Source organism: Dyella nitratireducens (assembly GCF_014642835.1).
Lineage (GTDB): Bacteria > Pseudomonadota > Gammaproteobacteria > Xanthomonadales > Rhodanobacteraceae > Dyella_B > Dyella_B nitratireducens.
In genome coordinates this window covers 285713-310465 of sequence record NZ_BMJA01000002.1, presented here as the reverse complement: position 1 = coordinate 310465, position 24753 = coordinate 285713, and the positions used below count along the sequence as shown (strand labels likewise).

The following is a 24753-nucleotide window of genomic DNA, read 5'->3' as shown; positions in this document are numbered from 1 at the left end:
ACCCCAACCTACGGCTCGCCGTGCGAAAACACGCTGCAACACGCTGCAACCACACCGGCAACACGCCAAAACAGGCATAATGCCGCCGTTAAATGACGACACCCCCGGGGAAGAATATGCGTAGACCCAAGCGCGTGCTGGCGCTGGCGTTTTCCGGCTTGCTGCTGGCCGCCTGCTCGCACAAAGACAAGGATGCCCCCCTGGCCTTCGTGCCGGCGGATACCCCTTATGTGTTAGCCAATCTGGATGTGCTGGACGATGAAACGCGCCAGGCCATCCTGACCCAGGTCGACGCGGAATTGCCGGCACAGGTCATGCAGATGAAAACGCAGGCCGACCAGCTCGCCGACAAAGATCCGGACATGGCGAAGTACCTGCGCACCGTCGCCACCGAATTCGACGGCAAGACGGCCGAACAGGTCATCCAGGAAACCGGCGTCGATCCCAAGGGCTACATGGCGTTCTATGGCCTGGGCCTGTCGCCCGTCCTGCGCATGCAGTTGGCCGACGCGAAGGCGTTCGAGAGTTTCGTCACCAAGATCCAGAACGATTACGGCAAGAAGTTCGACGTGGTGACGCTGGGCACGCAGAGCTATCAGCGTTACGTCGCACCGGTTTCGCATTTGCAATTCATCATCGCCATCGTCGGCAAGCAAGCGGTGCTCGCGTTGCTGCCGCAGGATGCCGCACAGCCGCTGCTACGTCAGGCACTGGGCCTGGATCGCCCAGCGAAGAGCGTGCAGGATACCGATCGCCTTACGGACCTCGCCAAGTCCAAGGGTTATGCAAAGTGGGCGGTAGGCGAAGTGGATCTCACGCGCTTGCTGCCGCTGTTCATTGGCGGCCAGGATCCGCTGGCGCAAGCCTTGCAGAAGATGCGCGCGGAAAACGAATCGTCCAAGACCGGCGAACCGGTGGCGAACATCATGCAGGTGCCGCCCAGCTGCCAAAGTGAAGCCTCACGTATCGCGGCACGCATGCCGAACATGAGCATGGGCTACACCAAGCTGGATGAAAAACATCGCGACATGCGTTTCGATGTATCGCTGGCCAGCGATATCGTCAGCGCGTTCAGCGGTTTGAAGGTGGAATTGCCGGGCCTCGGCAGCGACCCCGCAGCGCCGTTCGAACTGAGCCTGGCCTTGCCGATGCCGCAGTTGCGCGCGTTCTGGAGTGCACAGGCCCAAGCCGTGTCGGACAAGCCGTTCACCTGCCCGATGCTCGACAACCTCAACGACACCTTCAGCAGCCTGGGTGACAGCATGCAGAAGGCCGCGGTACCGCCGATCGGCGATCTGCTCGGTCTGCATATCGCGCTGGACAGCTACACGCCCAACCCCAACGGCGGCATGCCGAAGGTGTCCGGCCGCGTGGTGATCGGCACCAACAACCCCGCCGGTCTGCTGGCGATGGCGCAAGTCACCAGCCCCATGCTCAATGGCCTGAAGCTCACCGGTGACAACAAACCGGTTGCCCTTCCCGCTCAGCTCGCCAATGCGCTGGGGGAGTCGGGATGGGCGGCGATGGGCGCCAAATCGCTGGGCATTGCGGTCGGAGCCGGTGAAGATGGCAAGCTGGCCGACACCATGCAGCAGCCTAGCGGCAGCGCCGGTGATCTGATGCGCACGCATCTGGACGGCGACATGTATGCCAATTGGATCGATCTGCTGGAACAGCGCGCCGAGGCCGCTGCCGCGACGAACGCCACGTTGAATCCGGACGACTCCGGCGCGCAAAGCGATCCGAAAGCCGCACTCGCCAGCACAAAGGCGCAGTTCGAAGCGATGAAGTCGGAAGCGGCGCGCATCAAGGCGATCGGCGCGGGTGTGCGGATGGAAGATCAGGGCTTGGTGATTACCACACACACGGAATTGAAGTAACAGGGTGTCGGTAAAACCAGTCAACAAAAAAGGAGCCGATGGCTCCTTTTTTGTTGGTGTATTGGAGCAGCGAACGCAACACTTGCGCCACACATCCTCTTGTTTAGGGCGTCATTCCCGCGAAAGCGGAGGCGCTTTTCAACAGCGAATGCTGGTCAATCCATCTTCGCTTTTGCACCAGAGCAAAATGGATTCCCGCTTTCGCGGGAATGACGGCCCAGCAAGTTGAAGTGCTGCTGCGAGTGTTGACGCCTAACGCCGCAGGAAGCCCCCACCCAACCCATTCTGGTTGCTCTTATCCTCTTCCAGCTCCACCCCTTCCAACCCCTGCGACAAGGTGTGCGCATCGCCACCTTGCGCCAGCTTGATGCGCAAGCGCACTTCGTTGGCGCTATCGGCGTGACGCAGCGCATCCTCGTAACTGATCTCGCCGGCCTGATACAGCGTCACCAGGCTCTGGTCGAAGGTCATCATGCCGAGGTTGCCGGATTCCTTCATCACTTCCTTGAGCTTGTGGATTTCGCCCTGACGGATGTAGTCCTGCACCAGCGGCGTGCCCAGCATCACCTCCATCGCCACGCGACGCGCCTTGCCGTCGGGCGTAGGAATGAGCTGCTGCGCCACGATGCCCTTGAGGTTCAAGGACAGGTCCATGAACAACTGCTGGCGGCGGTCTTCCGGGAAGAAGTGCAGGATGCGATCGATCGCCTGGTTCGCGTTGTTGGCGTGCAGCGTACACAAGCACAAGTGACCGGTTTCGGCGAAGTTGATCGCGAACTCCATCGTTTCGCGCGTACGCACTTCGCCGATCAGGATCACGTCGGGCGCCTGGCGCAACGTGTTCTTCAGCGCGTTTTCCCAGCTGTCGGTATCGATGCCCAGTTCGCGCTGCGTGATGATGCAGCCTTCGTGCTTGTGCACGTATTCGATCGGGTCTTCGATGGTGATGATGTGCCCGGTGGAATTCTGATTGCGGTAACCGACCATCGCCGCCAGCGAGGTCGATTTACCGGTACCGGTCGCACCCACGAAGATAATGATGCCGCGCTTGGTCATCGCCAGCTGCTTGATGACCGGCGGCAGGCTCAGTTCTTCGATGGTCGGAATCTTCGATTCGATCCGGCGCAACACCATGCCCACGCAGTTGCGCTGGTAGAAGCACGATACGCGGAAACGGCCCACACCCTGCGCGGAAATCGCGAACTGGCATTCGTGCGTCTTTTCGAATTCCTCACGCTGCGCCGGCGTCATGACGTTGATCACCATGTCGCGCGATTGCTGCGCGGACAGCGGGCTCTGCGTGATCGGCACCACGCGCCCCTGCACCTTCATCGACGGCGGCACGCCGGCAGTGATGAACAGGTCCGACGCTTTCTTGTGGACCATCAATTTGAGGAACGAGGTAAAGTCGAATTCGCTCATGGCGCACTCCCGTTGGGACGTCCCTCAATCACTTGAACACTTCCTTGTTCTTCGCATACCCGATCGCCTGCTGACGCGTGACCAAGCCGCGCTTCACCAGGTCGAGCAGGATCTGGTCCAGGGTCTGCATGCCGTATTGCTGACCGGTCTGGATGGAGGAATACATTTGCGCCACCTTGTCCTCGCGGATCAGGTTGCGGATGGCGGGAATGCCCACCATGATCTCGTGCGCAGCGATACGGCCGCCGCCCACTTTCTTCAGCAGCGTCTGCGAAATCACCGCGCGCAGCGACTCCGACAGCATGGAGCGCACCATCGGTTTTTCACCGGCGGGGAACACGTCGATGATGCGGTCGATGGTCTTGGCCGCCGAGCTGGTATGCAGCGTGCCGAACACCAGGTGTCCGGTTTCCGCCGCGGTAAGGGCCAAACGGATGGTTTCCAGGTCGCGCAACTCACCCACCAGGATGTAATCGGGGTCCTCACGCAGCGCAGAGCGCAATGCTTCGTTGAAGCCATGCGTATCGCGATGCACTTCACGCTGGTTCACCAGGCACTTCTGCGAGGTGTGCACGAATTCGATCGGGTCCTCGACGGTGAGGATGTGGCCGTATTCGTTCTTGTTGATGTGGTCGACCATCGCCGCCAGCGTGGTCGACTTGCCCGAGCCGGTCGGCCCGGTCACCAGGATCAGGCCTTGCGGCTGCTCGATCAGCTCGCGGAACACCTTGGGACAACCCAGGTCGTCCAGGGTGAGCACTTCGGAAGGAATGGTACGGAACACCGCGCCCGCACCGCGATTCTGATTGAACGCGTTGACGCGGAAGCGCGCCAGGCCGGGGATCTCAAATGAGAAGTCGGTCTCGAAGAATTCTTCGTAATCACGGCGCTGCTTATCCGACATGATGTCGTAGATCAGCGAATGCACTTGCTTGTGGTCCAGTGCAGGGATGTTGATGCGGCGCACGTCGCCATCCACGCGGATCATCGGCGGCAGGCCCGCCGACAAATGCAAGTCGGAAGCCTTGTTCTTCACCGAGAAGGCAAGCAGTTCGGCGATATCCATCGGAATGTTTTCCCCTAAGAACCGATCGTCTATACGAAAACGCAAGCCGCAGCAGGACGACGGTGGTCATCCGGTTAGATGCGCTGGCGTGGCAAACCCCGCCATTCCCCCGATCCTTGCAGCGATGCCGATACTACTCGCGGCACGGGGCGCGCAGCCAGCCTTTCCGGCGTCCGCGCAGGAGCGCATCGCGGCAAATGCGAGCGCACACACATTCATCCCGACCAGCCCCCTTTGCCCTTGGGGAAAACGCGGATTGGAACACCCGCTCACTCAGCCAGACTGGCGCTGCTGTTAAGGTATGCCGCTGGCACCTTGGAACACCTTATCGATATGACCCACATCGCATTCATCGGCGGCGGCAACATGGCACGAAGCCTGATCGGCGGCCTGCTCAAGACCGGCACGCCGGCCGCCAACCTGCGCGTGGCCGAGCCGCTGGCGCAGGCGCGCGAAAGCCTGGGGCGCGACTTTAGTGTAGCCACCTTCGACGACAATCGGCTGGCCGCGGCGGATGCCGACGTGCTGGTGCTGGCAGTGAAGCCGCAGGTGATGCCCGCCATCCACCACGAACTGCGCGACACCCTGCAACGCAAGCGCCCGCTATTGATCTCAATCGCCGCCGGCGTTCGCATCGACCAGTTGGAGCGCTGGTTCGGCAACCTGCTGCCGATCGTGCGTTGCATGCCCAATACGCCGGCCCTGATCGGCGCCGGCGCCACCGGCCTGTGCGCCAACCTGCGCGTGACGCCACAGCAGCGTGAGCAGGCGCAGCACATCCTGGATGCGGTGGGCATTACCCGCTGGATCGAAGACGAAGCCTTGATGGACACCGTTACCGCCCTTTCCGGCTCCGGCCCCGCCTATTTCTTCGCATTCGTCGAAGCATTGGAAAACGCGGCCGTGGCACAAGGCATGCCGCGCGAGACCGCCCGCATCCTGGCCACCCAGACCTGTCTCGGCGCCGGCCGCATGCTGGTGGAAAGCAACGAAGCACCGGCCACACTGCGCCAGCGCGTCACCTCGCCCAACGGCACCACCCAGGCGGCGCTGGAGAGCTTCAGTGCCGACCAATTCCCGCGCATCGTCGCCCGCGCGGTGGGCGCTGCCACCCGGCGCGGTGAGGAACTTGCCGCTGCCTTGGATAAGGATTGACCGATGTCATACCTCGTTGATGCGCTGACCCTGCTGGTCCAAATGGCGTTCGGCGCCATCGCCACGCTGTTCCTGGTACGCCTGCTGGCCGAAGCCAATCGGGCGGATTTTCACAATCCACTGAGCCAATTCGTATATCGCTATACCAATCCCATCCTCTCGCCGATCCGGCGCGTATTGCCGAACTGGCGGCGGATCAACCTCGCTGCCCTGCTGATCCTGTTGCTCACCTTCGTGCTGGAACGGCTGGTGCTTTCTGCTCTGCTGGGCTTTGTACCAGCGTGGTTGGGATTGCTGGTGATCTCCCTCGCCGACCTGCTCAACTTCGTGCTGCTGTTCTACATCGTGGTGATCTTCGGCTGGTCGCTGCTCAGCATGTTTGCGCCCGATCCCTATCACCCCTTGTACCGTCTTGCCGGCACCATCGTGGAGCCGCTGCTGCGCCCGCTGCGCGGCAAGCTGGTCGTGGGCAGCATCGATTTCTCGCCCACGGTGGTGGTGATCATCCTGCTGCTGGCGCAACGGTTGATTGCAGCACCTTTGTTCGATTTCGGCGCGAGCTTGGCGCGGTAAACCGTCATGTGGAGGCATTGGCTGCTTTGTCTCGCATTCGCGTTCGGTCTGGCGAACGCTTCGCAGCCGGGACCGCCGCAACTTGTCTTGCACGGCACCATCACGACGCAAAGCGGCGAACATCCCGCCTTGTTCACGCTGATGTGCACAACAGGCAGCGGTGGTGCGCTGTCGCTGCAATTGGCGGTGGTTCGCGACACCGCACCTGACTTCCCTTTCGATGCGTTTGAAGGACCGAATGCGCCGGCATCACAACTGCCCAGTGCGACGCTGCAAGTGGGCAAGCAATCTTTTTCGCCGGTTCCGGTAACAGGCTGGATCAGTGGTGATGATCCAGACATGTTCGTGTTCGGCATCGCTACCACGCTCAGGAGGCGCAATGCCGTGACGGATTTTGTTGCAGCACTCGGCAAGCCGGGTGTGACGATCATCTGGGCTCAGAACGCCAACAATATGCAGACGCCGCCACTGGCGGCAGAGTTTGTGCTGGATGCGGTGCAGAGCCATGCGTTGCAGCGTATTGCCGCACCGTGCTTGCCACGTGGCCCGTAGGTTGGGGTGAAAACCCCAACGCATAGACGTACGTGCATCGCCATGTTGGGGTTTGCACCCCAATCTACGCTGGTATCCCGTGCCGCGCCGCCCACTCCGCAAACACGGCATGCATGGCATCCAACCCATCGAATAGCGCCGCCGGCCCCGGCTGCAGGATGATCGGCGATTTGATCTCCTGCATGTCGCCATTGCGTACCGCAGGAATCGCTTCCCATCCTGGCCGCTGCGCCACACGCTCGGGACGAAAGCGCTTGCCGCACCACGAGCCAAGAATGATGTCCGGCGCACGCCGCACGACTTCGCTGCCGTCCACCAGGATGCGGTTTTTCGCCAGCGATTCGCGCGCGAGTTCGGGAAACAGATCATCGCCGCCCGCGATGCCGATCAGCTCCGCCACCCAGCGAATACCAGTGATGATCGGCTCGTCCCATTCCTCGAAATACACCTGCGGCCGCTTCGGCCATGCGGCGGCGGCAGCACGCACCTCGGCAAGATGGGCTTCGGCGCGCTGCGCATAGCTTTCGGCTTTTTCGTACGCACCTACCATCGCGCCTAGGCGGCGAATGTAGGCAAGGATGCCTTCCACGCTACGATGATTGCTGATCCAAACTTCGACACCGGCGCGGATCAGATCACGTGCAATATCCGCCTGCATGTCGGAAAAGCCGATCACCAGGTCTGGCTGCAGCGCCAGGATTTCCTCCAGCTTCGCGCTGGTGAAGGCCGACACCTTCGGCTTCTCCTTGCGCGCGCGCGGCGGTCGTACGGTGAAGCCGGAAATGCCGACAATGCGGTGCTCCTCGCCGAGCGCGTACAACACTTCGGTGGGTTCTTCGGTGAGACAGACGATGCGATGGGGATAGGGATCGTTTTTGGTCATGCATGTGTCATCAATGTCCAAACACCGTCACCACGACCTTGCGCTGGTGCGGATCAACCCGGTGCTCCCACAAGTAAATGCCCTGCCAGGTGCCCAGCTGCGGCTTGCCGCCGTGCACGGGGATGGTCAGACTCACGCCAGTCAAGATGGCGCGCACGTGGGAGGGCATGTCATCGGGGCCTTCGGCGTCGTGCTGGAAGATCGCATCGCCATCCGGCACGGCGCGGGTGAACCAGCGCTCCAGATCAGCACGCACGGAGGGATCGGCGTTTTCGCTGATCAACAACGAGCAACTGGTATGCGCGGTGAAGACGTTGACGATGCCGGTGTGCACGCCACTGACCGCAACCAGCTCCGCCACCTTGTCGGTGACCTCGCTGAAGCCGCGTCCGCGCGTGTGCACGGTGAAGCCGTTTTGCGCGACATGTTCCGCAGGTGTGGCTCGGGTCATGGCGCGCTTCTCCTCATGGGTAGAGCAGACGATGGGTCCAGGTCTGGCCGTGGCGGTCCCAACGTACGCGCTCGTGCAGACGGAAGTTGGCGCCGTACCAGAACTCCACCATGTCAGGTTCCACCAGGTACCCGCCCCAGTGCGGCGGGCGCGGCACTTCGCGGTCTGCGAACTGCTGCTCGTAATGCGCGACGCGTTGCTCGAACATCTCGCGCGCCGCCAGGGTCTGCGATTGCAGCGACGCCCATGCGCCAATCTGGCTGCCGCGCGGGCGGCTTGCAAAGTAGGCGTCGGATTCTTCTGCCGTGAGCTTGCGCGCCAAGCCTTCCACTCTCACCTGTATGCCCTCGCGCAGGCGCTTCCAGTGGAAACACAGGGCAACTTGCAGGTGCGCTTCGATCTGCACGCCCTTGTCGCTCTCGTAGTTGGTGAAGAAGCGAAACCCGCGCTGATCCGCCCCTTTCAGCAGTACGATGCGCGAGCTGACCCGTCCCGCGGCGTCAACGCTGGACAGGGTCATGGCATTGGGCTCCGGGTCGCCACTGGCCACGGCCTGATCCAGCAAGGTGTTGAAAGTGTCAAGGATCTCGGGTTTGAGCATGGGTATTTGAATCGTAGCCGGCGCACGTCATGATTACGCGATGAAGGATGATGCTAGCACGCAGAACGAGGCCCTCGCGGGTCACTTGCTGGATCATTACGCCGGCCGTATCGCGCGGGTGCAGCGGCCGTATGTGCTTGGTCTGTCCGGCCTGCAGGGCAGCGGCAAAAGCACCCTGGCGCGTGTGATCAAGGCCCAGGCCGACCATCGTGGCTGGCCGACGGAAGTACTCGCACTGGACGACTTCTACTACTCGCGCAGCGAACGCGAGGCGCTCGCCCATCAGGTGCACCCGCTGCTGAAGACGCGCGGCGTGCCCGGCACGCATGAAATCGAACTGCTGCTTTCCGTGCTGGCAGCCCTGCCCAATGCTTCAGAAAAATTTCCAGTGACCTGGCCGCGTTTCGACAAGGGCCGCGATACGCGCATGCCACCTTCACGCTGGCCGCACACCACCCGTCCACCGCGCCTGGTGGTGGTGGAAGGCTGGGCGCTCGGCCTCAGGCCGCAACTGGAAAGCGCGCTGGAAGATCCGGTAAACGAACTGGAACGTACCGAAGATCCGGACGGCCGCTGGCGCCATTGGGTGAATAAGCAGCTGCGCGCGTACCAGCCGGTGTGGCGCAAGCTGGATGCCCTGATCGTGCTGCAGGCACCGAACTGGGAAGTGATCCGCGAATGGCGCAGCGAAACCGAGAAGGATCTGCTGGCACGCGGCGCACCACTGGCGATGGACGCAACGGCCATGCAACGATTTCTGCTTCATTTCGAGCGACTTAGCCGACATGCCCTGGCCACACTGCCGGTGCTGGCCGACACCTGCGTCGAATATGACACCCATCATCACGTGATGGGCCTCAGCCACAATTGAAAACAGCGCTTCGCGCCAGTCATTCCGCGCCTTCCCATGCGCCGATGCATTTCGGAAAAGTTCTATTGTCCGAAGGTTTCGTCTGACCATAATCGACGAACAGCAAATCCTGGTGAAAGCCGTACCGCCGCGCAGACGATTCGCTCGCATTTTTCGTCAAAGGCCAGGACTCCAACGATGACACACCCACCCACGCATGTGGGGCGCTGCGCCGCTGCCGAATGATTCCCCGGCGCAGCCGGCAGCGTTAGGAAAACACTTAAGAGCTGTGCAGCATGACGTCCACGAAATCAACCCACGAAACCCAGTCAACCAGTGAGCGCGAAGTCCGCGTGGTGGTCGCTGACGATCATCCTCTGCTGCTGGCCGGACTTCTGCACGAACTGCAAGGCCAAGCGGACGTACGCATTGTCGGCATCGCCAGCAACTCGACCGTGCTGGTGGATTTGCTGGAGAAGCAATCCGTCGACGTCGTCGTCTCGGACTACGCCATGCCTGGCGGCAGCCATGGCGATGGGGTCACGCTGTTCAGCCTGCTCCGTCGCCGCTTTCCGAACGTCCACCTGATCGCCTTGACCATGATGAACAATGCCGACGTGATTCGCACGTTGCTGGCACAAGGCGTCAACTGCATTCTGAGCAAGGCCGATCCACTGGAATATCTCACCACGGCGCTTTACGCATCGCTCGCCGGCAAGCGTTATCTTTCGCCCGGCATTGAAGCCGTAGTGCAGCGGCATGGTATTCAAGGAGCCAGTACGTCATCACGCGCACGCCATCTTTCCACCCGGGAGCTGGAAGTGGTGCGGCTGTACGTGTCGGGCCTCACCATCAGCGAAATCGCACGCCGCCTCGAACGCAGCAAGCAAACGGTGAGCACGCAGAAGATGAGTGCGATGCGCAAGCTCGGCATCAGCCGCGATGCAGACCTCATCAAGTATGGCATCGAGGAACAACTTACCTCGCAGAGCGCCGAACCGCATCATGAGGCGAAGCGTCGGCCGACGCCCGATACTCCGGAAAGTTGATCCCAGCTATCAAGCCGATGGCAGGGGCTTATCCAACAATGCCGCGTAACCCATGCGTGCATCCGGCCAGCGAAAGCGAAAGCCGCTGGCCTTCAACCTTGCGTTGCTGAGCCGCTTGCTGCCGATACCTGTGGGTGAAGGCCCATCAGGAACCTTCGGCGCACCGATCAAAGCGGCGAGATCGTCGTAAAGAACGTCCATCGGCAACGGCGTATCGTCCGTTCCCAGATACACCGCTTGATGATCGTGCAGCATAAGCAGGTGCACGATCGCGGCTGCAGCATCATCGACGTGAATTCGATTGGCCCAGTGCCTGGGGTGCCGCGGCGCACTCACCTGCCCTGCACGCAGACGATCAATCAGCTGCAGGCGCCCCGGTCCATACAAACCAGCAAGACGCAGCACGATCGAATCAACTGGATACGCCGACAACGCCAGCTCGGCCTCCCGCAAAATCCGGCCATTGAAGCTCAACGGCGCGGGCATCGTGGCTTCATCCACCCACTCTCCGCTGTGTTCGCCATACACCGCGCTGGATGACACGAACAACATGCGCTGCAACGAGCGGGTATCCAGGGCATCAAACACATTGCGCAAACCGTCGAGAAAAACGGCGCGGTAGACATCCGCTTGGCGCGCATCCGGAGCCGGCGTGAAGATCAGCCGGGTGATCCCTTCGGGCAAGACAGTGAGCGTTTCCGGACTGGCCAGGTCTGCGGACAGCCAATGAATGCCATCGTCACCACGAGGAGGATTGCGGCGCAGCGCATAGACCTCGCCACCCCGCGCCAGCAGCAAGCGCGCGACGCGCTCACCCAGGTCGCCGCAGCCGGCGATCAAGATCCGTTCGGCCATCCGCCCACCTGATTGTCGACTCGCTTGCTAATATCCACGCATGAATCCTTCGTGCAACCTGTTCCTGATCGGCCCCACCGGTGCAGGCAAAACCTCCATCGGTCGGCAGCTCGCGGCACGTTATGGCATGCCGTTTATCGATCTCGACCAGGAAATCGAGCGCGTCACCGGCGTTTCCGTCACCACCATCTTCGACATCGAAGGTGAAGCCGGTTTTCGCCGGCGCGAACGCGCCATGCTGGAGGAGTGTAGCGGTCGCCGCGGTGTACTGTTGGCCAGTGGAGCCGGGGCGGTGCTCGATCCGGCCAACCGCCGCACCCTGGCAGAACGTGGTTATGTGGTATGGCTGCAGGCGACCGTGCCGGTGCAGTTGCAACGGCTTGCACTCGATACGTCGCGCCCATTGCTGGCAGATGCCGATCGACATCAAAAGCTGGAAGCGATGGCAGCAGCGCGTACCTCGCTATATGCCGAAATCACCGATCTGACCGTCTCGCCCGGCCCGGACAACGAAGGCGTTGCTGCTGCCAGCGAGCGTTGCATGGCATTGCTGGAACAGCACTGGAATCGACAAGCCGCATGATGAGCACTACTACGCCCCAGGAAACCATCCACGTCACGCTTGGCGAACGCAGCTACACCGTATGGATCGGCCGCGACCTGCTCGATGATCATGCCCGCTGGCGCGCCATGCTGCGCGGCAGACACGCACTGGTGATCAGCAACCGCACCATCGCACCGCTCTATCTGGAGCGCCTAACACGCGGACTGGACGGACTGCACTGGTCTTCGTTCCTGCTCGAGGATGGCGAAGCGCACAAGAGCTTCGCCAATGTCGGTCTTGCACTGGAAGCACTAGCCACACTCGGCGCAACGCGCGATGCCTGCATCATTGCCTTGGGCGGCGGTGTGGTAGGCGACCTTGCCGGCTTCACCGCAGCTTGTTGGATGCGTGGCATCGACTTCATCCAGATGCCGACGACCTTGCTGTCGATGGTGGACTCCTCCGTCGGCGGCAAGACCGGCGTCAACCTTCCCGCCGGCAAGAACCTGGTCGGCGCATTTCATCAGCCGCGTGCGGTGGTGGCCGATATCGGCACGCTGGACAGCCTGCCTGCACGCGAATACCGCGCTGGCATGGCTGAAGTGATCAAAGGCGCTGCCATCGGCGATGCCATCTTTTTCAACTGGCTGGAACAACACGCGCAGGCACTCGCGGCGCGCGATGAAACCGCCCTCGTACAGGCCATCGCCACCAAGGTGCGCTATAAGGCCGGCGTGGTGGCACGCGATGAAACCGAGCAAGGCGAACGGGCGCTGCTCAATCTGGGCCATACCTTCGGCCATGCGCTGGAAACGGCAGGCCACTACACCACGCTACTGCACGGTGAAGGCGTGGCTGTCGGCATGCTGCTGGCGGCACGGCTTTCCGAACGTTTGGGCATGAGCCATAGCACCGACACGCTGCGTCTTGAGCAGTTGCTCAAAGCCATTGGCCTGCCGACCGACGTTCCCACCGGCTACGACCCGGAACAGTTGCTGGCCTTGATGCGGCTGGACAAGAAGAACACTGCCGGTACGCTGCGGCTGATCTTGTGGCACGGTATCGGGCTTGCAGAAATCATCTCGGGTGTCGACGAGGCAGACGTTCTCGCGGTGCTGCGCGAAGCCATGTAAGCGGGTCACAGTCGTTCAGGCACACGGCACCCAAACGCACTCACTTCGTTGCAAAAGAGCACGTCATAGAGCGTGCTTAACTCTTTTCATGGGCGTTGTTGACGTTCTATTGAGTGCAGTTCGGCAGAAACTGTCGATGCCGTGGATCAACCCTCGCCATCTGCGGCAAGAACCACATTTCGAATGCCATACGGCGAGCCTTACACGCTTCGCTCGCTCCATGCATCGGCAAGACAACTGGCTACACCCCTGATCGCCGAGTCAGGGCCGCTCAAGCTTCAAGTGCTGCAATCAGCTCCCTGCAGGGAGACGCTGGATACCGGTGACGCGCCGACGGCAACACAAGGGGCGACACCGCCTCCTGCATTCCCTGGCAAAGGACACCCAAGGATCTGCATCTGCCTGCCGGAGAAACCGCCTTGAATACGCCCTTGTCGCCCGTTGCCGACACCCCGGCCTCACTCGCCCTTCCGTCCCACCCGCGTTTCGACATTCCCTGGCCTTCGGCCTGCGCACCCAAGGCTGAGCAGATAGAAAGCGCCATGCTCGACTGGGCGCAGGCACATGGCTTGTTTCTCAACGAAGAACACCGCCGCCGCACGGTTAGGGCACGCTTTGCATGGCTGGCTGCACGCTGCTATCCCCATGCGGAACGCCGCCTGTTGCAAGCCATCGCCGATTACATCGCCTGTTTTTTCCTGATCGACGATCTGTTCGTTGATCGCGTCGACCGTATCTCTGCGTCCACCGTCCCTCAATTGACCGCCATGCTGGACGTCATGGATCTTCATTGCCTGAGCGAAAAACCCGTATACGGTGAGACGGCGTGGCTCGATGTATGCGAACGCCTCAGACAATTGCTGCCCGCGGAACACTTTGAGCGATTCGCGCACGGCATGCGATTGTGGGCAACCGTGGCCGGCCTGCAAATCCTGAATCATCTGAATGGCCAACCACCCGCCATGCAAACGTACATAACCGTCCGGCGGTACATGGGCGGTGTGTATCCAACCCTTGACCTGATCGATCCCGCCAACGCTGCCCCGCTGCCCGCCGCTGTTCTTTCCCGGCCGGAAGTGCAGCAACTGCGTCTTCAGGTCAACAACATTGTCTGCTGGAGCAACGATACCCACAGCGTAGACGTGGAAATGAAACAGCCTGGTCAGTTTTGGAATATGGTGACTGTCTACGCGGCCCAGGAACGCTCGCTACAACATGCCTTTGACTACGCCGCCGCAAGAATACGCACGGAGATCGACCAATTCCTTGTCCTTGCCGCCGCCACGGAACAGAACGCAGATCATTGCTTGCATACCTATATCGCAGGCCTGAAGGACTGGTTGCGCGGCTATTTCGACTGGCTTGAACACGATACCCAACGCTACTCGCCCCAGTTTGCCGAAAAGGATGCGGACGATCGCGCATTCGCTCATCTCGTCTAGGGCCACCGCCAGACCCGCCCGGCATCTCATATCCAGCTCATGCCCGGGCATCCACTCTCGCTAGCAGGGCGCCGGCCCTCTAAAATGGTCTGCCTGCGGTCTTGTCGCCGCACCGCCATACAGGACGCCATGCGCCTTTACCTGCAAACCATGCCCGCCTCGGCCGAGCCGCCGCGCTACGTCCAGATCGTCTTGGAGCAGGATCTGCTCGGAGGCTGGACGCTCTACCGCGAATCCGGCACGCAGGGCGGCCGCGCCACGCTCAAGCGCGATCAATACCTGGAGCGCGATGAAGCCATCGCCGCCTTCGAAAAAGTGCGCGATGCCCAACTCAAACGCGGCTATCGCGTGGTCTTTGCCCAAGGGGTAGATGGCCCCTACGGACGTCGATAAAACATGTCTATACCGTTGAAGAATGATCACCTGCTGCGCGCCCTGCGCCGCGAGCCCGTCGATACCACACCCGTATGGGTCATGCGCCAGGCCGGCCGCTACCTGCCCGAATACCGCGCCACGCGCGCCAAGGCCGGCAGCTTCATGGCCCTGGCAACCAACCCCGAGCTGGCCTGCGAAGTCACGCTGCAACCGCTGGAGCGCTACGAGCTGGATGCCGCCATCCTGTTCTCCGACATCCTGACTATTCCAGATGCGATGGGCCTGGGCCTTTCTTTCGCACAAGGTGAAGGTCCGCAATTCGCCCATCCAGTCCGCACACGCGCCGACGTGGAACGCTTGGGCGTGCCGGATATGGAAGGCGAGCTGCGCTACGTGATGGATGCCGTGCGCGTGATCCGCCGCGAACTGGCCGGCCGCGTACCGCTGATCGGTTTTTCCGGCAGCCCCTGGACACTTGCCTGCTACATGGTGGAAGGCGAAGGTTCCCGCGATTTCGCGACAGCCAAAGCCATGTGCTGGAACGAGCCCGCGCTGGCGCACCAGTTGCTCGACACACTGGCGCGCTCCGTGGCCGCTTACCTCAGCGCCCAAGCAGCCGCGGGTGCGCAAGCACTGATGATCTTCGATACATGGGGCGGCATGCTGGGGCCGTCGGCCTATCGTGAATTCTCATTGCGCTACATGGCGCAGATTGCCGACGCACTAAAGAGTGATGCGCATGCACGCGAAGTGCCGTTAATCCTGTTCTCCAAAGGTGCCAATGCACATCTGGCCGAGATGGCCAGGACGGGTTGTGCCGCACTCGGCGTGGATTGGACCATCGATCTTGCCGATGCGCGCGAAGCGGTGAGCGGCAAGGTCGCGCTGCAAGGCAATCTCGATCCGGTCGTGCTGCGTGCCAACCCCGAAGTGATTCGGCGCGAAGTGCGCCGGGTACTCGACAGCTATGGCAATCATCCCGGGCATGTCTTCAACCTGGGTCATGGCGTCACACCGGAAGTTGATCCCGAGCACGTCAAGGTGCTGGTGGACGAAGTGCATGCGTACAGCCGCGTATTGCGCGCGGCGTAAAAGCTCATCGCACCCGCAAACCAGAACCCTCTCCCCTTATCTGGAGGGGATCTGCGAGATTAGGTGCCAAGAGCCGACGCGGTCGCTTGGCTGGCGCGGTATGCAGCGAGGGAAGCAACGACAACGCATGCCCCCCCGTTTTGTTTGGACGTCCATCCATCAAACGATCAGCGCCGCCTGAAACATATGAAACGCGCCGGCATGCCCGCATACCGGCGCAAGATGTGTCAGGCGTGCATGTCTTCCAACTCGATACCACGCGTCTCACGCACGGCACGCATCACGAACAGCAGCGATACGAAAGCAAACAGCGCATATAACCCATACGCAAACGCCAATCCGACCTGCGCCAACCACGGAAAAGTGCTGGTAATGACAAAGTTTGCCACCCACTGCGCTGCAGCCGCCACGGCGAGTGCAATCGCACGAATGCTGTTCGGAAACATCTCGCCCAGCAGCACCCACACCATCGGCCCCCAACTCAAACCGAAGCACACCACGTAAAGATTGGCGGCCACCAGCGCGACCATTCCCCATGGCGCCGGCAGGCTCAACGAAGCACCGCTGCCGACCGCTTGCGAAAAGCACCATGCCATCATGGCCAACGTGATGGCCATGCCAGCCGAGCCAATCAACAGCAGCGGTTTGCGCCCGATCTTGTCGACCAGTGCAATCGCCACCAGCGTCACTAACACGTTGACGATGGACGTGAACACCGTGATCGAGAACGAATCGGTCTCGCTGAAGCCAACGGAGTGCCACAACGTAGAGGAGTAATAGAAGATCACGTTGATGCCGACGAACTGCTGGAACACCGACAGCAGAATGCCCACCCACACGATCGGCAGCAGTCCGCCACGCGGACCGCGCAGGTCTTTCAAGGTGGGGCGGTATTCCACCTTCAAGCTATGCGCGATGTCGTTGATCTTGGCATCCAGGGCGTGATCGCTGTGCAGATCGAGCACCTTTGCCAACACCACGCGCGCTTCGGCAGGACGTCCGCGTGCCACGAGATAACGCGGCGATTCCGGCACACCCAGCACAAGCACGCCGTAGATCAGTGCGGGCACCGTGGCAACCAGGAACATCCAGCGCCAGGCCTCCAGGCCGAACCAGAGTTTTCCTGACGCACCGCCGGCCGTGTTTGCCAGCCATGCATCGCTAAGCAACGCAACGAAAATACCCAGTACGATCGCCAGCTGCTGCATCGAACCCAACCGTCCACGCACGTTCGCCGGCGACACTTCCGCGATATAGGCCGGTGCGATCACCGAAGCGACACCTACGCCGATGCCACCGATCACGCGCCAGAACATCAGGCTCGCCACGCCGTGCACCAAACCCGAGCCGATCGCACACAGCACCAGGAACAGCGCGGCCACCTGCATGGTGCGCACGCGGCCCAGGCGATCCGCCAATGGCCCCGCGTACCACGCACCCACTGCGGAACCGAGCAAGGCGCAAGAAACAGCGATGCCGATCTGTCCAGCACTCAAGCCAAAACCATGACGCACCGCATCAACAACGCCATTAATGACAGCCGTATCGAAACCGAACAGAAATCCACCGATGGCCGCCGCCGCTGCAATCAGCACAACCCTGGCCGTAGTGCGCGCCTCTTCACCCTGCGCCGCGCCCGCATTGTTTGTATTTAAGTGCATGTGATCATGCTCCCCGCATGATGGTTGGGTCGTGGACGATTCTGCGTATGCCTGCTGGCCTTGTCCGCCTGAATACGTATGCAGGGAAAGACTACTGTAGGTTGGGGTGCAAACCCCAACATGGCGCCGTGACAAACATGGCGATGTTGGGGCTTACACCCCAACCTACACAGCTGGGGCGCCTTCGAAGAAGCGCTGCACGTTGCTGATATCTCGCGTACGCGGCATCGCCGGCAAGCTATTGAGAAACAACTTCCCATAGCCTTTGGTCGTAAGTCGCGGATCACACAGCACCAACACCCCGCGGTCATGAATATCGCGAATCAAGCGCCCAGCCCCCTGCTTCAGCGCGATCACCGCTGACGGCACCTGCCAGCCCATGAAGGGGTTGATGCCTGCCTGCTCCAACGCTTCGAGCCGTGCCTGCAACACCGGATCATCCGGCGCTGCGAACGGCAGCTTGTCGATCATCACGACTGATAATGCTTCGCCCGCCACGTCCACGCCTTCCCAAAAACTGGCTGCGCCAAGCAACACACCATGACCACTGGCGCGAAACTCTTCCAGCAATTGATGACGCGGCGCACTGCCCTGCACGAACAAGGGCCAGGGCACGCGATCGGCCAACAATTCCGCCGCGCGGCGCAACGCGCGGTGCGAGGTAAACAACAGGAACGCCCGGCCATTGGACGCTTCCAGCACGGGGAGCGTGGCATCGATCACGCGATCGGTGTAATCACGCATACCTGGATCAGGCAAGCCATCCGGCATGTAACACAACGCCTGCCGCGTGTAGTCAAAAGGACTTTCCAAGCTCAATGTCTGTGGATCATCCAGGCCAAGCTGTCGCGCGAAGTGATCGAAGTGTCCGGCCACTGACAAGGTGGCCGACGTGTGAATCCACGCCGCATGCGTGCATTCGCGCATCGCACGCAATGGCGCGGCCAGATCCAGCGGTGTGGCATGCAAGGCAAAGCCACGCGGAAACAATTCATACCAGCGCACGTCCTGCTCGGATGATGCTTCGGCGACACGCTCCAGCCGTTCGCTCAAGTGCGCTGCACGCTCGTGCACGTTCATCAGACCACGCGAACGCTCGGCCTGCGAAGCCAGTGCATCGGTCAGCGCGGCCAACACCTCACCCAGCTCATGCAGTGCATCAGGTACACCTTCGCGTTGCCAAAGCTCGTGGAATGGCCCGCGTGTCGGCAACGTATCGATGGCCAACCGGAATTTGCGTACTGCTTCCTGCAGTGCTTCGACTGGTTCCAGCACCAAGCCGATCGCACCCGTAACGCCGTTGCATTCGGCCAGGGCATCCTGTGCCAGCTCGGTGAGCTGACGTGCACTGATGCTTTGCGAAAAGAACTGTCCAGCAAGCTCCGGTATCTGATGCGCTTCGTCCAGAATAAAAGCCTGTGCGCCCGGCAGAATCTCGCCGAAGCCCTCCTGTTTCAAAGCCAGATCGGCAAACAGCAGGTGATGATTCACCACCACCAGATCCGCCTCCTGCGCTTCTCGGCGCGCGGTGATCACGTGGCAGTCGTCATAGAACGGACATTCCACGCCCAGGCAGTTTTCCGGCGTGGAGGTGACGCGCAGCCATAGCGGCGAATCCTCCGGCACCTCCGCCAATTCCATGCGATCGCCACGACGCGTACGTGCGGACCACGCACGGATCGCCGCCAACTGTGCAGCCTGCGTGCGCTCGAATGCGGCCCCTTCACGCACGGTCTGATCAAGCCGGTACAGGCACAGATAATTGGCACGCCCTTTCAGCAGTGCGATCTTCAGCCGCGCGCCCAGCACCGAGCGCACCTTGGGGATGTCGCGAAAAAACAACTGATCCTGCAACGCCTTTGTGCCTGTGGAAACGATCACCCGCTCGCCCGACAGCATCGCCGGCACCAGATACGCATATGTCTTCCCTGTGCCCGTACCCGCTTCGGCAATCAGCGTTTCGCATTCGGCGATGGCGTGCTGCACCGCGCGCGCCATCGCCTGCTGCGCGGGACGCGGCGCGAAATTCGGCAACTCGCGGGCAAAGGGGCCTTCGGCGCCGAGTAGTGCGCCGCTGTCGTCAGAATCGGTCATTGGCACAGTATGAACCAAACCGCAGACAGGTATGCCCATGCCATCGTAGGTTGGGGTGCAAACCCCAACATCGCCAGGCTTGGACACACGTCATGTTGGGGTTTGCACCCCAACCTACATTGACATACCAGCAATCGTCAGGATGGTGTCGCCATACCAGCGGCTTCTACCACGCGACCGATGCCTTGCCACGCAATGGCATCTATGGCGTCGCGCAGTGCCATTGCATCACACTCCCTGCTGACACCAATGCGAAACAACAATTCACCCTCTGCGCTACGTGAAGAGTGGATGGAGTCGAGATTCACGCCGCGCTGCTCGAACACGGATAGCAAAGCACGCAGCGAGCCAGGTCGATCCAGCGGCAGAAAGACGCTGATGTAACGTGGTTCGCGCAAATCGGCGAGCAGATAACCCAGGCGCTCGAACGCATAACTGCCTTCAGCAACCGCTTGTTCACCAACATAACTACGGCTCTGAGTCAGCAGCGTTTCGCGCATGCGCTCGCGTGCTACATCGTCGCCTTGGCGAACCAGATCGCGCAGGCCGTCGATATGCGCGGCAAGACGTTCCAACATCGGCGCGACATAGGGGTTCTCGAACTGGATGTCCTGGTAGATGACTGGATTGCTGGCGAGAATACGGCGCGTGACCGCCACATCCAGCTCATAACCCACGGAGCTGAAAGGCCGGATGCCGTCAAGATCGCCCACCGTTGGCGCCAACTCGCGCAGCACCGCCCCTTGCGCCATATGCGTGGCATGGACCATACCTTGCACCAGGGCCATCACACGATCGTGCTGGTCGGCATTGGCGCGTACGCAATCGGCTTCCGTAGCAGCCAGAAAACGTTCCAGCCATGCGCGCCACCTATCCAGGCGTGCTTCGCACACCACCATGGCACGACCGCGCAAGGTAGCGGACTTGGGTGCAGCACTCATCGGATGCAGGCCGACAACCTCGGCCTGCGACGTGAGCATGGCGGCGACAGGCCCGGCTTTGATCGACGTAATATCGAGCCAGAGCTGCCCGCGTTCGGCACCCGCAGCCTGTTCAACGTAATGACGAATGACGGACGGAGTCTGGTGGATGGGTGCACAGAAGATCAGGACATCGACGGATTCGATCAGAGCGCGTTCGGTGAGTGCGGTGTCGCCATGGGGGTCATGGCCCACCACCCGCAAACCCATGCGGTCTTCAAAAAAGCACCGCAACCAGCGGCCATAGGCACCCTGGCTACCGACCAGCCCGATGCGGGGCATTTCATGGGTTTGCAAAGTTGTCTCCCTCTTGCCGTGGCCATCCGGTGTGATTGCCGCCATATTTTATCGTGCCATTTTCTCGCAAGTCAGCGTGACAACCAGTTCTGAAGTATCCCCACGCTTTCCGCTTGATGATCTGAGCAAAATCAGCAGGGTGGCCAAGATTTAGTAAATTACCGAACCGTCATTGACCAGCTTCGTTGTTGTAAAGCGCCTCGGCGAACGCCGGAATCCATGCTTCGCATTCACCATGGATTCCGGCCTTCGCCCACTGCTGTCCGGGGAAACTTTGCGGAAAAAGTAGCGAGCACTTAAGGGGCAACACATTGGCATGATTCGCGCAGCAAGCGACTTAAAAAAGTTTGTTCAACGCGATATCCACGAGTGAACCGGAAATGCCCCCTCCCCTGCTTGCAGGGGAGGGCTGGGGTGGGGTGAGGCGAGCGAAGCTCGCTTCCCGCTACGCGGGAATGGATAAGAAACATGATGGAATCTCTGGCGAGGTTGCTTCACCCCACCCCAACCCTCCCCTACTACACGTAGGGGAGGGGGCCGATCCGGCAAGCTAAAAACTTCCCCGGACAGCAGTGGGCCTTCGCCGGAATGACGCCGAAGTAAAAATGCTAAGTATTGGCCGCGAAACCAGCGGGACACCTGACGCGATTCAAGCCGTTTACTAACGCATCAACGTCGCTGTGTGCGCGACGATCTGGCCGTAGTCATCGATATGGGTAAACTGCACCTCAGTCCTTACACCAACGGGCAAATCGGCAGCGTCAAGCACAAAGCGTTGTGTACCGCCCGGCTCGATCATCTGCGGATCTTCGCTTTTGACTTCTTTCCCGTCCACGAGCAACGACACTTTTTCGAAGGAAACGTAATAGGAGGAAGGATTGTTCGCTTCAAGCACCTGCCGCGTACCCTCCTTTTCCAGCTTCCAACGTAACTGACCTGGTGCATCACCCACCGCTCCGACCAAACCGTTGGGCCGGAAAAACAGCTTGATACGGGTGCGAAAGGCCAGCTGCAAGGTGTTGCTTGCTTTGTCCTTGGCAGCCTTGGGTTTGGGCGGAACTTCCATGACGTTCAGCCAGAACACGGATTCCTTGTCAGTTGGCAATGACTTGTCAGGAAGAGAACTAATCCTTAGCGACTGGCTTTTGCCTGGTTCCATCCTGAAAACCGGTGGTACCAGCAAGAACGGCACTTGGATCTGATCCGGCGCACTTTTCTGGTCCCCCTCATCGATCCATGCCTGGACCAGTACCGGTATGTCCTTATTGTCATTGACGAGTGACACCGTGACTTCACGTTCTTGCGCCGGATAAATCAATCGCGTTTTTTCGATCACTACACCAGCACGCACGGGCGCAGCAAGAAACCCGATCAGGCAGCAGATGGTCGCCAAGCATGCGTTGAAAATGAAACGAGTCGTCATCGCTTCCTCCGATAATCCAAGCCGATTGCCTGACGACGGCCATCGTGGGCATTCGTCATCGCAACAGCACTATTCAAACCGAACGTGGACACAGCACGCAGCTACAACGTTGCGGTGTGCTCCACTTGCGCGCCGAAGTCGTTTACCGTCGTAAAACGCACCGTTGCCGCGCCCGAAGGTGGCTGCACCGAGCGTTTGAGAACATATCTTTCAGTAGCGCCTGGAGCGAGCATAGGCGGTGCCTCGCTTTGGATTTCCTGGTCCTTCGCCACCAGGGCAACTTTGGCGAGAGAGATGTAATAGGCGCTCGGGTTATAAGCCTCAAGAACCTGCTCGGCACCCTGAGAGGCAAGCTTCCATTGCAACTGTGTCGGCGCCTGTTCCGGATCGCCTGCAAGTCCTTCGGGCCGCAAAAAGAACTTTATGCGGGTACGGATCGCGAATTGAAGCACGTTCTGTTTTTTCGCATTGTCTGGTGTGGGTGGCACCGACAACACGTTGAGCCAGAACAAGGATTCCTTGTCCTTGGGCGGCGACTTCCCCGCGTCATCGTCGTGCGTGTAAGTGATACGCAGCACCTGGCTTTTGCCGGCATCCAGGCGAAACACCGGCGGCGACAGTTGAAATGGCACACGCATTTGATCGGGAGGAACATTCACTCGACCGTCGTCGATCCACGCTTGCACCAAACGGGGTTGGGTCTTTTCGTCATTGGCCAGTGCAAGCGTGACTTCGCGCTCCGGCACGGGATAGATCACACGCGTGGTGTTGAGCACCACGTCGGCTCGCGTTGGCAGACTGAACAAGACGGCCAAGCAAACAAAAATTAATTGGCGTGCCATACGGGATAGCGGGGCAATATTCATGTTCGACTCCAGCATAGAAATAACGAGGGCAGGCGCGCTGTTCTTCCGCCATGGCCCCGGTGCCAAGCAACTGGCCATAGCTCTGGAGGCGAAGGATAAATACAGAATCCAGTATCAAGCCGAATCTTGATCCAATTCTGAAAGAACAGAACCTTTTAATTGTAGGAAAGCATCACCGTGACCGTGCCATTGGCCGGGCCCGATGTCACCGTCGCCTTGGTCTGCCAATAGCGCGCGCGCATGGGATAAGTTCCTCCAGCCGCGACAGGAACCCAGGTGACCAACTGCGTGGTGCTGTTGGGTATGACGATGGTTTGGGCTGCATCCAGACCCTGCAGCTGGATGCCCAAGCCAGTAGCGCCACCTGATGCCACGGCAAACACATTGGCGTCATCAACATCGGCGGTACCGTCAAAACCCATGTATAAGGTCACGATATCGGGTGTGCAGCCTCCCGAGGTGATTGGAAAGTCGACCCAATCGGTGAATGTCCCTACGCCTTTGAATTCGACAGGATTGTGGTCGCCAAGGAATACCGAAGGTGTTGATATGGTGCATGCCCCGCCAGTGATGCTACCGGTCACATCGATCTGGGCGTTGTCCGTGCTCTGTGCGAACGCCAGGCTGCTCCCAAGTGTCAGCACACCACAAACCAGCCAGCCAGTCAGTGTTTTACGCCACAGCGGATATGACCTTGTTGATTCTGAAATAGTGTTCATAGTTGGACCATCAGGTATAGGTGATCAACACGGTGATCGTGGCGTTGGCCGTTCCCGGGGTAACCGTGGGCGTGGTTTGTATATAGCGCGCCGCAAAGGAGTAACCCTGCCCGGCTGCAGCCGGATCAAAAGTAACGCGCTTGCTCGTATCGTTCGGTACTGCACAATTGGCAGGGTCGCTGCTGCCCGTCTTGCACACTTGGATACCGACACCCGTGGCGCCGCCGACGGCCTTGAATAAACTGGTGTTATCGGTATCAGCGGTGCCGTTGAAAGTCATCGATACCAAGGACGCATTGCTGCAACCGGCCGAAATCAAGGCCACATTGGGCGACCAGTCCGAATAGCTTCCCACCCCGGTAAACACCGATCTGTCCACCTCGCCGATGGGGAGGGTGATATGGGATGTTTGCAAGGAACACGTCGGTGGCCCGCTGATGGTGCCGGAAAAATTGATATGTGCAGTTTCCGCCCAGGCCGCATTCGGCGCGGCGCAGGCAAGCAGCAGAAAACTAGACAAGAGGCCGTTGATGGACCAGCGTTGCATGACGTTCACCCTATTTGTAGTTGACCGTAACCGTGACGGTGGCGTTGACCGTACCGGCCGTGACTGTTGGCGCTGTTTGGAGATAGCGAGCCGAGAAGGTGTACTTTCCGCCTGTACCCTGAGGGGCGAAATTGATAGGGGTGCTGCTATTGGGGATGGCTTGCAAACCGTTTTTCTGCCACAGCTCAAGCGCCACGCCCTTGGCGGTGCCCTGATTGGCAAACGCATTGCTATACGGTGCCG

At 60.4% G+C, this 24753-nt stretch carries 26 protein-coding genes; 12 read left to right on the top strand and 14 right to left on the bottom strand.

Going from position 1 to position 24753, the window contains the following annotated elements:
• Window positions 1-116: 116 nt before the first annotated feature.
• On the top strand, window positions 117-1880 hold the full coding sequence (locus IEX75_RS12345) for a hypothetical protein (protein ID WP_188794619.1): 1764 nt from the start codon (window positions 117-119) through the stop codon (window positions 1878-1880).
• 252 nt (window positions 1881-2132) lie between these two features.
• Here IEX75_RS12345 and IEX75_RS12340 read toward each other — a convergent pair whose 3' ends face one another.
• Together IEX75_RS12340 and IEX75_RS12335 are read right to left on the bottom strand one after the other, a co-directional pair.
• A complete protein-coding gene (locus IEX75_RS12340; protein ID WP_188794618.1) occupies window positions 2133-3302 on the bottom strand; it encodes a PilT/PilU family type 4a pilus ATPase in 1170 nt (389 codons plus the stop codon).
• A 28-nt stretch (window positions 3303-3330) separates the two neighbouring features.
• Window positions 3331-4368, bottom strand: a complete 1038-nt coding sequence (locus IEX75_RS12335; RefSeq protein ID WP_188794617.1) for a type IV pilus twitching motility protein PilT — start codon at window positions 4366-4368, stop codon at window positions 3331-3333.
• 333 nt (window positions 4369-4701) lie between these two features.
• On the opposite strand from IEX75_RS12335, the gene proC reads away from it, so the two are divergent.
• From proC to IEX75_RS12320, 3 genes are read left to right on the top strand one after another with little or no spacing between them, the layout of a single operon-like run.
• Complete coding sequence (gene proC / locus IEX75_RS12330; protein WP_188794616.1) at window positions 4702-5523, top strand: pyrroline-5-carboxylate reductase; 822 nt, start codon at window positions 4702-4704, stop codon at window positions 5521-5523.
• A 3-nt stretch (window positions 5524-5526) separates the two neighbouring features.
• On the top strand, window positions 5527-6096 hold the full coding sequence (locus tag IEX75_RS12325) for a YggT family protein (protein WP_188794615.1): 570 nt from the start codon (window positions 5527-5529) through the stop codon (window positions 6094-6096).
• Between the two features lie 6 nt (window positions 6097-6102).
• Window positions 6103-6648 (top strand): hypothetical protein, encoded by a 546-nt coding sequence (locus IEX75_RS12320; RefSeq protein ID WP_188794614.1) that lies wholly within the window; start codon window positions 6103-6105, stop codon window positions 6646-6648.
• A gap of 64 nt (window positions 6649-6712) precedes the next feature.
• Here the strand turns inward: IEX75_RS12320 and IEX75_RS12315 are convergent, their stop codons facing one another.
• From IEX75_RS12315 to pdxH, 3 genes are read right to left on the bottom strand one after another with little or no spacing between them, the layout of a single operon-like run.
• Window positions 6713-7531 carry a cobalamin-binding protein gene (locus IEX75_RS12315; protein ID WP_188794613.1) on the bottom strand — a complete coding sequence of 273 codons (819 nt, stop codon included), beginning with the start codon at window positions 7529-7531 and terminating at the stop codon, window positions 6713-6715.
• 10 nt (window positions 7532-7541) lie between these two features.
• Window positions 7542-7982: a secondary thiamine-phosphate synthase enzyme YjbQ gene (locus IEX75_RS12310; RefSeq protein WP_188794612.1), complete on the bottom strand. Its 441-nt coding sequence runs from the start codon at window positions 7980-7982 to the stop codon at window positions 7542-7544.
• 13 nt (window positions 7983-7995) lie between these two features.
• On the bottom strand, window positions 7996-8583 hold the full coding sequence (gene pdxH / locus IEX75_RS12305) for a pyridoxamine 5'-phosphate oxidase (protein ID WP_188794611.1): 588 nt from the start codon (window positions 8581-8583) through the stop codon (window positions 7996-7998).
• Between the two features lie 40 nt (window positions 8584-8623).
• On the opposite strand from pdxH, the gene IEX75_RS12300 reads away from it, so the two are divergent.
• Entirely contained in the window at window positions 8624-9454 is an 831-nt protein-coding gene (locus IEX75_RS12300) for a kinase (protein ID WP_188794610.1), read from the top strand.
• A 275-nt stretch (window positions 9455-9729) separates the two neighbouring features.
• Window positions 9730-10482: a response regulator gene (locus IEX75_RS12295; protein WP_188794609.1), complete on the top strand. Its 753-nt coding sequence runs from the start codon at window positions 9730-9732 to the stop codon at window positions 10480-10482.
• Between the two features lie 9 nt (window positions 10483-10491).
• Here the strand turns inward: IEX75_RS12295 and IEX75_RS12290 are convergent, their stop codons facing one another.
• Complete coding sequence (locus IEX75_RS12290; protein WP_188794608.1) at window positions 10492-11337, bottom strand: NAD-dependent epimerase/dehydratase family protein; 846 nt, start codon at window positions 11335-11337, stop codon at window positions 10492-10494.
• A gap of 40 nt (window positions 11338-11377) precedes the next feature.
• Here IEX75_RS12290 and IEX75_RS12285 point away from each other — a divergent pair, with 40 nt between their 5' ends.
• The 5 genes from IEX75_RS12285 to hemE all read left to right on the top strand — a co-directional run bounded on the left by IEX75_RS12285 (window position 11378) and on the right by hemE (window position 15923).
• The gene (locus IEX75_RS12285) at window positions 11378-11920 is read left to right on the top strand and encodes a shikimate kinase (protein WP_188794607.1); all 543 of its coding nucleotides are present in this window, start codon (window positions 11378-11380) and stop codon (window positions 11918-11920) included.
• On the top strand, window positions 11917-13014 hold the full coding sequence (gene aroB, locus IEX75_RS12280) for a 3-dehydroquinate synthase (protein ID WP_423373024.1): 1098 nt from the start codon (window positions 11917-11919) through the stop codon (window positions 13012-13014). Before IEX75_RS12285 ends, aroB begins: the two co-directional genes overlap by 4 nt.
• A gap of 419 nt (window positions 13015-13433) precedes the next feature.
• Window positions 13434-14456, top strand: a complete 1023-nt coding sequence (locus IEX75_RS12275) for a terpene synthase family protein (protein WP_229720802.1) — start codon at window positions 13434-13436, stop codon at window positions 14454-14456.
• Between the two features lie 129 nt (window positions 14457-14585).
• On the top strand, window positions 14586-14849 hold the full coding sequence (locus tag IEX75_RS12270) for a WGR domain-containing protein (protein WP_126684421.1): 264 nt from the start codon (window positions 14586-14588) through the stop codon (window positions 14847-14849).
• Between the two features lie 3 nt (window positions 14850-14852).
• On the top strand, window positions 14853-15923 hold the full coding sequence (gene hemE / locus IEX75_RS12265) for a uroporphyrinogen decarboxylase (RefSeq protein WP_188794606.1): 1071 nt from the start codon (window positions 14853-14855) through the stop codon (window positions 15921-15923).
• 227 nt (window positions 15924-16150) lie between these two features.
• Here the strand turns inward: hemE and IEX75_RS12260 are convergent, their stop codons facing one another.
• The 5 genes from IEX75_RS12260 to IEX75_RS12240 form a co-directional block, all read right to left on the bottom strand.
• On the bottom strand, window positions 16151-17584 hold the full coding sequence (locus tag IEX75_RS12260; protein ID WP_188794605.1) for a sugar porter family MFS transporter: 1434 nt from the start codon (window positions 17582-17584) through the stop codon (window positions 16151-16153).
• A gap of 165 nt (window positions 17585-17749) precedes the next feature.
• Window positions 17750-19678: a DNA repair helicase YoaA gene (gene yoaA, locus IEX75_RS12255; RefSeq protein ID WP_188794604.1), complete on the bottom strand. Its 1929-nt coding sequence runs from the start codon at window positions 19676-19678 to the stop codon at window positions 17750-17752.
• Between the two features lie 137 nt (window positions 19679-19815).
• On the bottom strand, window positions 19816-20940 hold the full coding sequence (locus IEX75_RS12250) for a prephenate dehydrogenase (protein WP_188795637.1): 1125 nt from the start codon (window positions 20938-20940) through the stop codon (window positions 19816-19818).
• A 676-nt stretch (window positions 20941-21616) separates the two neighbouring features.
• The gene (locus IEX75_RS12245) at window positions 21617-22378 is read right to left on the bottom strand and encodes a fimbrial biogenesis chaperone (protein WP_188794603.1); all 762 of its coding nucleotides are present in this window, start codon (window positions 22376-22378) and stop codon (window positions 21617-21619) included.
• A gap of 101 nt (window positions 22379-22479) precedes the next feature.
• Window positions 22480-23244 (bottom strand): fimbrial biogenesis chaperone, encoded by a 765-nt coding sequence (locus IEX75_RS12240; RefSeq protein WP_188794602.1) that lies wholly within the window; start codon window positions 23242-23244, stop codon window positions 22480-22482.
• Between IEX75_RS12240 and IEX75_RS24315 the strand changes: the two genes are divergently transcribed.
• The gene (locus IEX75_RS24315) at window positions 23243-23374 is read left to right on the top strand and encodes a hypothetical protein (protein ID WP_268236480.1); all 132 of its coding nucleotides are present in this window, start codon (window positions 23243-23245) and stop codon (window positions 23372-23374) included. The two genes, IEX75_RS12240 and IEX75_RS24315, sit on opposite strands and share 2 nt — an antisense overlap.
• A 25-nt stretch (window positions 23375-23399) precedes the next feature.
• On the opposite strand, the gene IEX75_RS12235 is transcribed toward IEX75_RS24315, so the two are convergent.
• The 3 genes from IEX75_RS12235 to IEX75_RS12225 all read right to left on the bottom strand — a co-directional run.
• Window positions 23400-23963 (bottom strand): fimbrial protein, encoded by a 564-nt coding sequence (locus IEX75_RS12235; RefSeq protein WP_188794601.1) that lies wholly within the window; start codon window positions 23961-23963, stop codon window positions 23400-23402.
• 10 nt (window positions 23964-23973) lie between these two features.
• Window positions 23974-24510 (bottom strand): fimbrial protein, encoded by a 537-nt coding sequence (locus IEX75_RS12230; RefSeq protein ID WP_188794600.1) that lies wholly within the window; start codon window positions 24508-24510, stop codon window positions 23974-23976.
• A 10-nt stretch (window positions 24511-24520) separates the two neighbouring features.
• Window positions 24521-24753, bottom strand: a 233-nt coding sequence (locus IEX75_RS12225) for a fimbrial protein (RefSeq protein ID WP_188794599.1), incomplete at its 5' end; no start/stop codon positions are given.

What these genes read in the sequence shown, in the direction of transcription:
- IEX75_RS12270 (WP_126684421.1), top strand. Translation starts at nt 14,586, where the DNA reads ATGCGCCTTTACCTGCAAACCATGCCCGCCTCGGCCGAGCCGCCGCGC.
- IEX75_RS12240 (WP_188794602.1), bottom strand. Translation starts at nt 23,244, where the DNA reads ATGAATATTGCCCCGCTATCCCGTATGGCACGCCAATTAATTTTTGTT.
- IEX75_RS12230 (WP_188794600.1), bottom strand. Translation starts at nt 24,510, where the DNA reads ATGCAACGCTGGTCCATCAACGGCCTCTTGTCTAGTTTTCTGCTGCTT.
- IEX75_RS12325 (WP_188794615.1), top strand. Translation starts at nt 5,527, where the DNA reads ATGTCATACCTCGTTGATGCGCTGACCCTGCTGGTCCAAATGGCGTTC.
- IEX75_RS12315 (WP_188794613.1), bottom strand. Translation starts at nt 7,531, where the DNA reads ATGACCAAAAACGATCCCTATCCCCATCGCATCGTCTGTCTCACCGAA.
- IEX75_RS12260 (WP_188794605.1), bottom strand. Translation starts at nt 17,584, where the DNA reads ATGCACTTAAATACAAACAATGCGGGCGCGGCGCAGGGTGAAGAGGCG.
- aroB (WP_423373024.1), top strand. Translation starts at nt 11,917, where the DNA reads ATGATGAGCACTACTACGCCCCAGGAAACCATCCACGTCACGCTTGGC.
- IEX75_RS24315 (WP_268236480.1), top strand. Translation starts at nt 23,243, where the DNA reads ATGTTCGACTCCAGCATAGAAATAACGAGGGCAGGCGCGCTGTTCTTC.
- IEX75_RS12290 (WP_188794608.1), bottom strand. Translation starts at nt 11,337, where the DNA reads ATGGCCGAACGGATCTTGATCGCCGGCTGCGGCGACCTGGGTGAGCGC.
- IEX75_RS12285 (WP_188794607.1), top strand. Translation starts at nt 11,378, where the DNA reads ATGAATCCTTCGTGCAACCTGTTCCTGATCGGCCCCACCGGTGCAGGC.
- pdxH (WP_188794611.1), bottom strand. Translation starts at nt 8,583, where the DNA reads ATGCTCAAACCCGAGATCCTTGACACTTTCAACACCTTGCTGGATCAG.
- IEX75_RS12345 (WP_188794619.1), top strand. Translation starts at nt 117, where the DNA reads ATGCGTAGACCCAAGCGCGTGCTGGCGCTGGCGTTTTCCGGCTTGCTG.
- IEX75_RS12320 (WP_188794614.1), top strand. Translation starts at nt 6,103, where the DNA reads ATGTGGAGGCATTGGCTGCTTTGTCTCGCATTCGCGTTCGGTCTGGCG.
- IEX75_RS12340 (WP_188794618.1), bottom strand. Translation starts at nt 3,302, where the DNA reads ATGAGCGAATTCGACTTTACCTCGTTCCTCAAATTGATGGTCCACAAG.
- IEX75_RS12335 (WP_188794617.1), bottom strand. Translation starts at nt 4,368, where the DNA reads ATGGATATCGCCGAACTGCTTGCCTTCTCGGTGAAGAACAAGGCTTCC.
- IEX75_RS12300 (WP_188794610.1), top strand. Translation starts at nt 8,624, where the DNA reads ATGAAGGATGATGCTAGCACGCAGAACGAGGCCCTCGCGGGTCACTTG.
- IEX75_RS12250 (WP_188795637.1), bottom strand. Translation starts at nt 20,940, where the DNA reads ATGCCCCGCATCGGGCTGGTCGGTAGCCAGGGTGCCTATGGCCGCTGG.
- IEX75_RS12310 (WP_188794612.1), bottom strand. Translation starts at nt 7,982, where the DNA reads ATGACCCGAGCCACACCTGCGGAACATGTCGCGCAAAACGGCTTCACC.
- IEX75_RS12245 (WP_188794603.1), bottom strand. Translation starts at nt 22,378, where the DNA reads ATGACGACTCGTTTCATTTTCAACGCATGCTTGGCGACCATCTGCTGC.
- IEX75_RS12235 (WP_188794601.1), bottom strand. Translation starts at nt 23,963, where the DNA reads ATGAACACTATTTCAGAATCAACAAGGTCATATCCGCTGTGGCGTAAA.
- proC (WP_188794616.1), top strand. Translation starts at nt 4,702, where the DNA reads ATGACCCACATCGCATTCATCGGCGGCGGCAACATGGCACGAAGCCTG.
- IEX75_RS12295 (WP_188794609.1), top strand. Translation starts at nt 9,730, where the DNA reads ATGACGTCCACGAAATCAACCCACGAAACCCAGTCAACCAGTGAGCGC.
- hemE (WP_188794606.1), top strand. Translation starts at nt 14,853, where the DNA reads ATGTCTATACCGTTGAAGAATGATCACCTGCTGCGCGCCCTGCGCCGC.
- yoaA (WP_188794604.1), bottom strand. Translation starts at nt 19,678, where the DNA reads ATGACCGATTCTGACGACAGCGGCGCACTACTCGGCGCCGAAGGCCCC.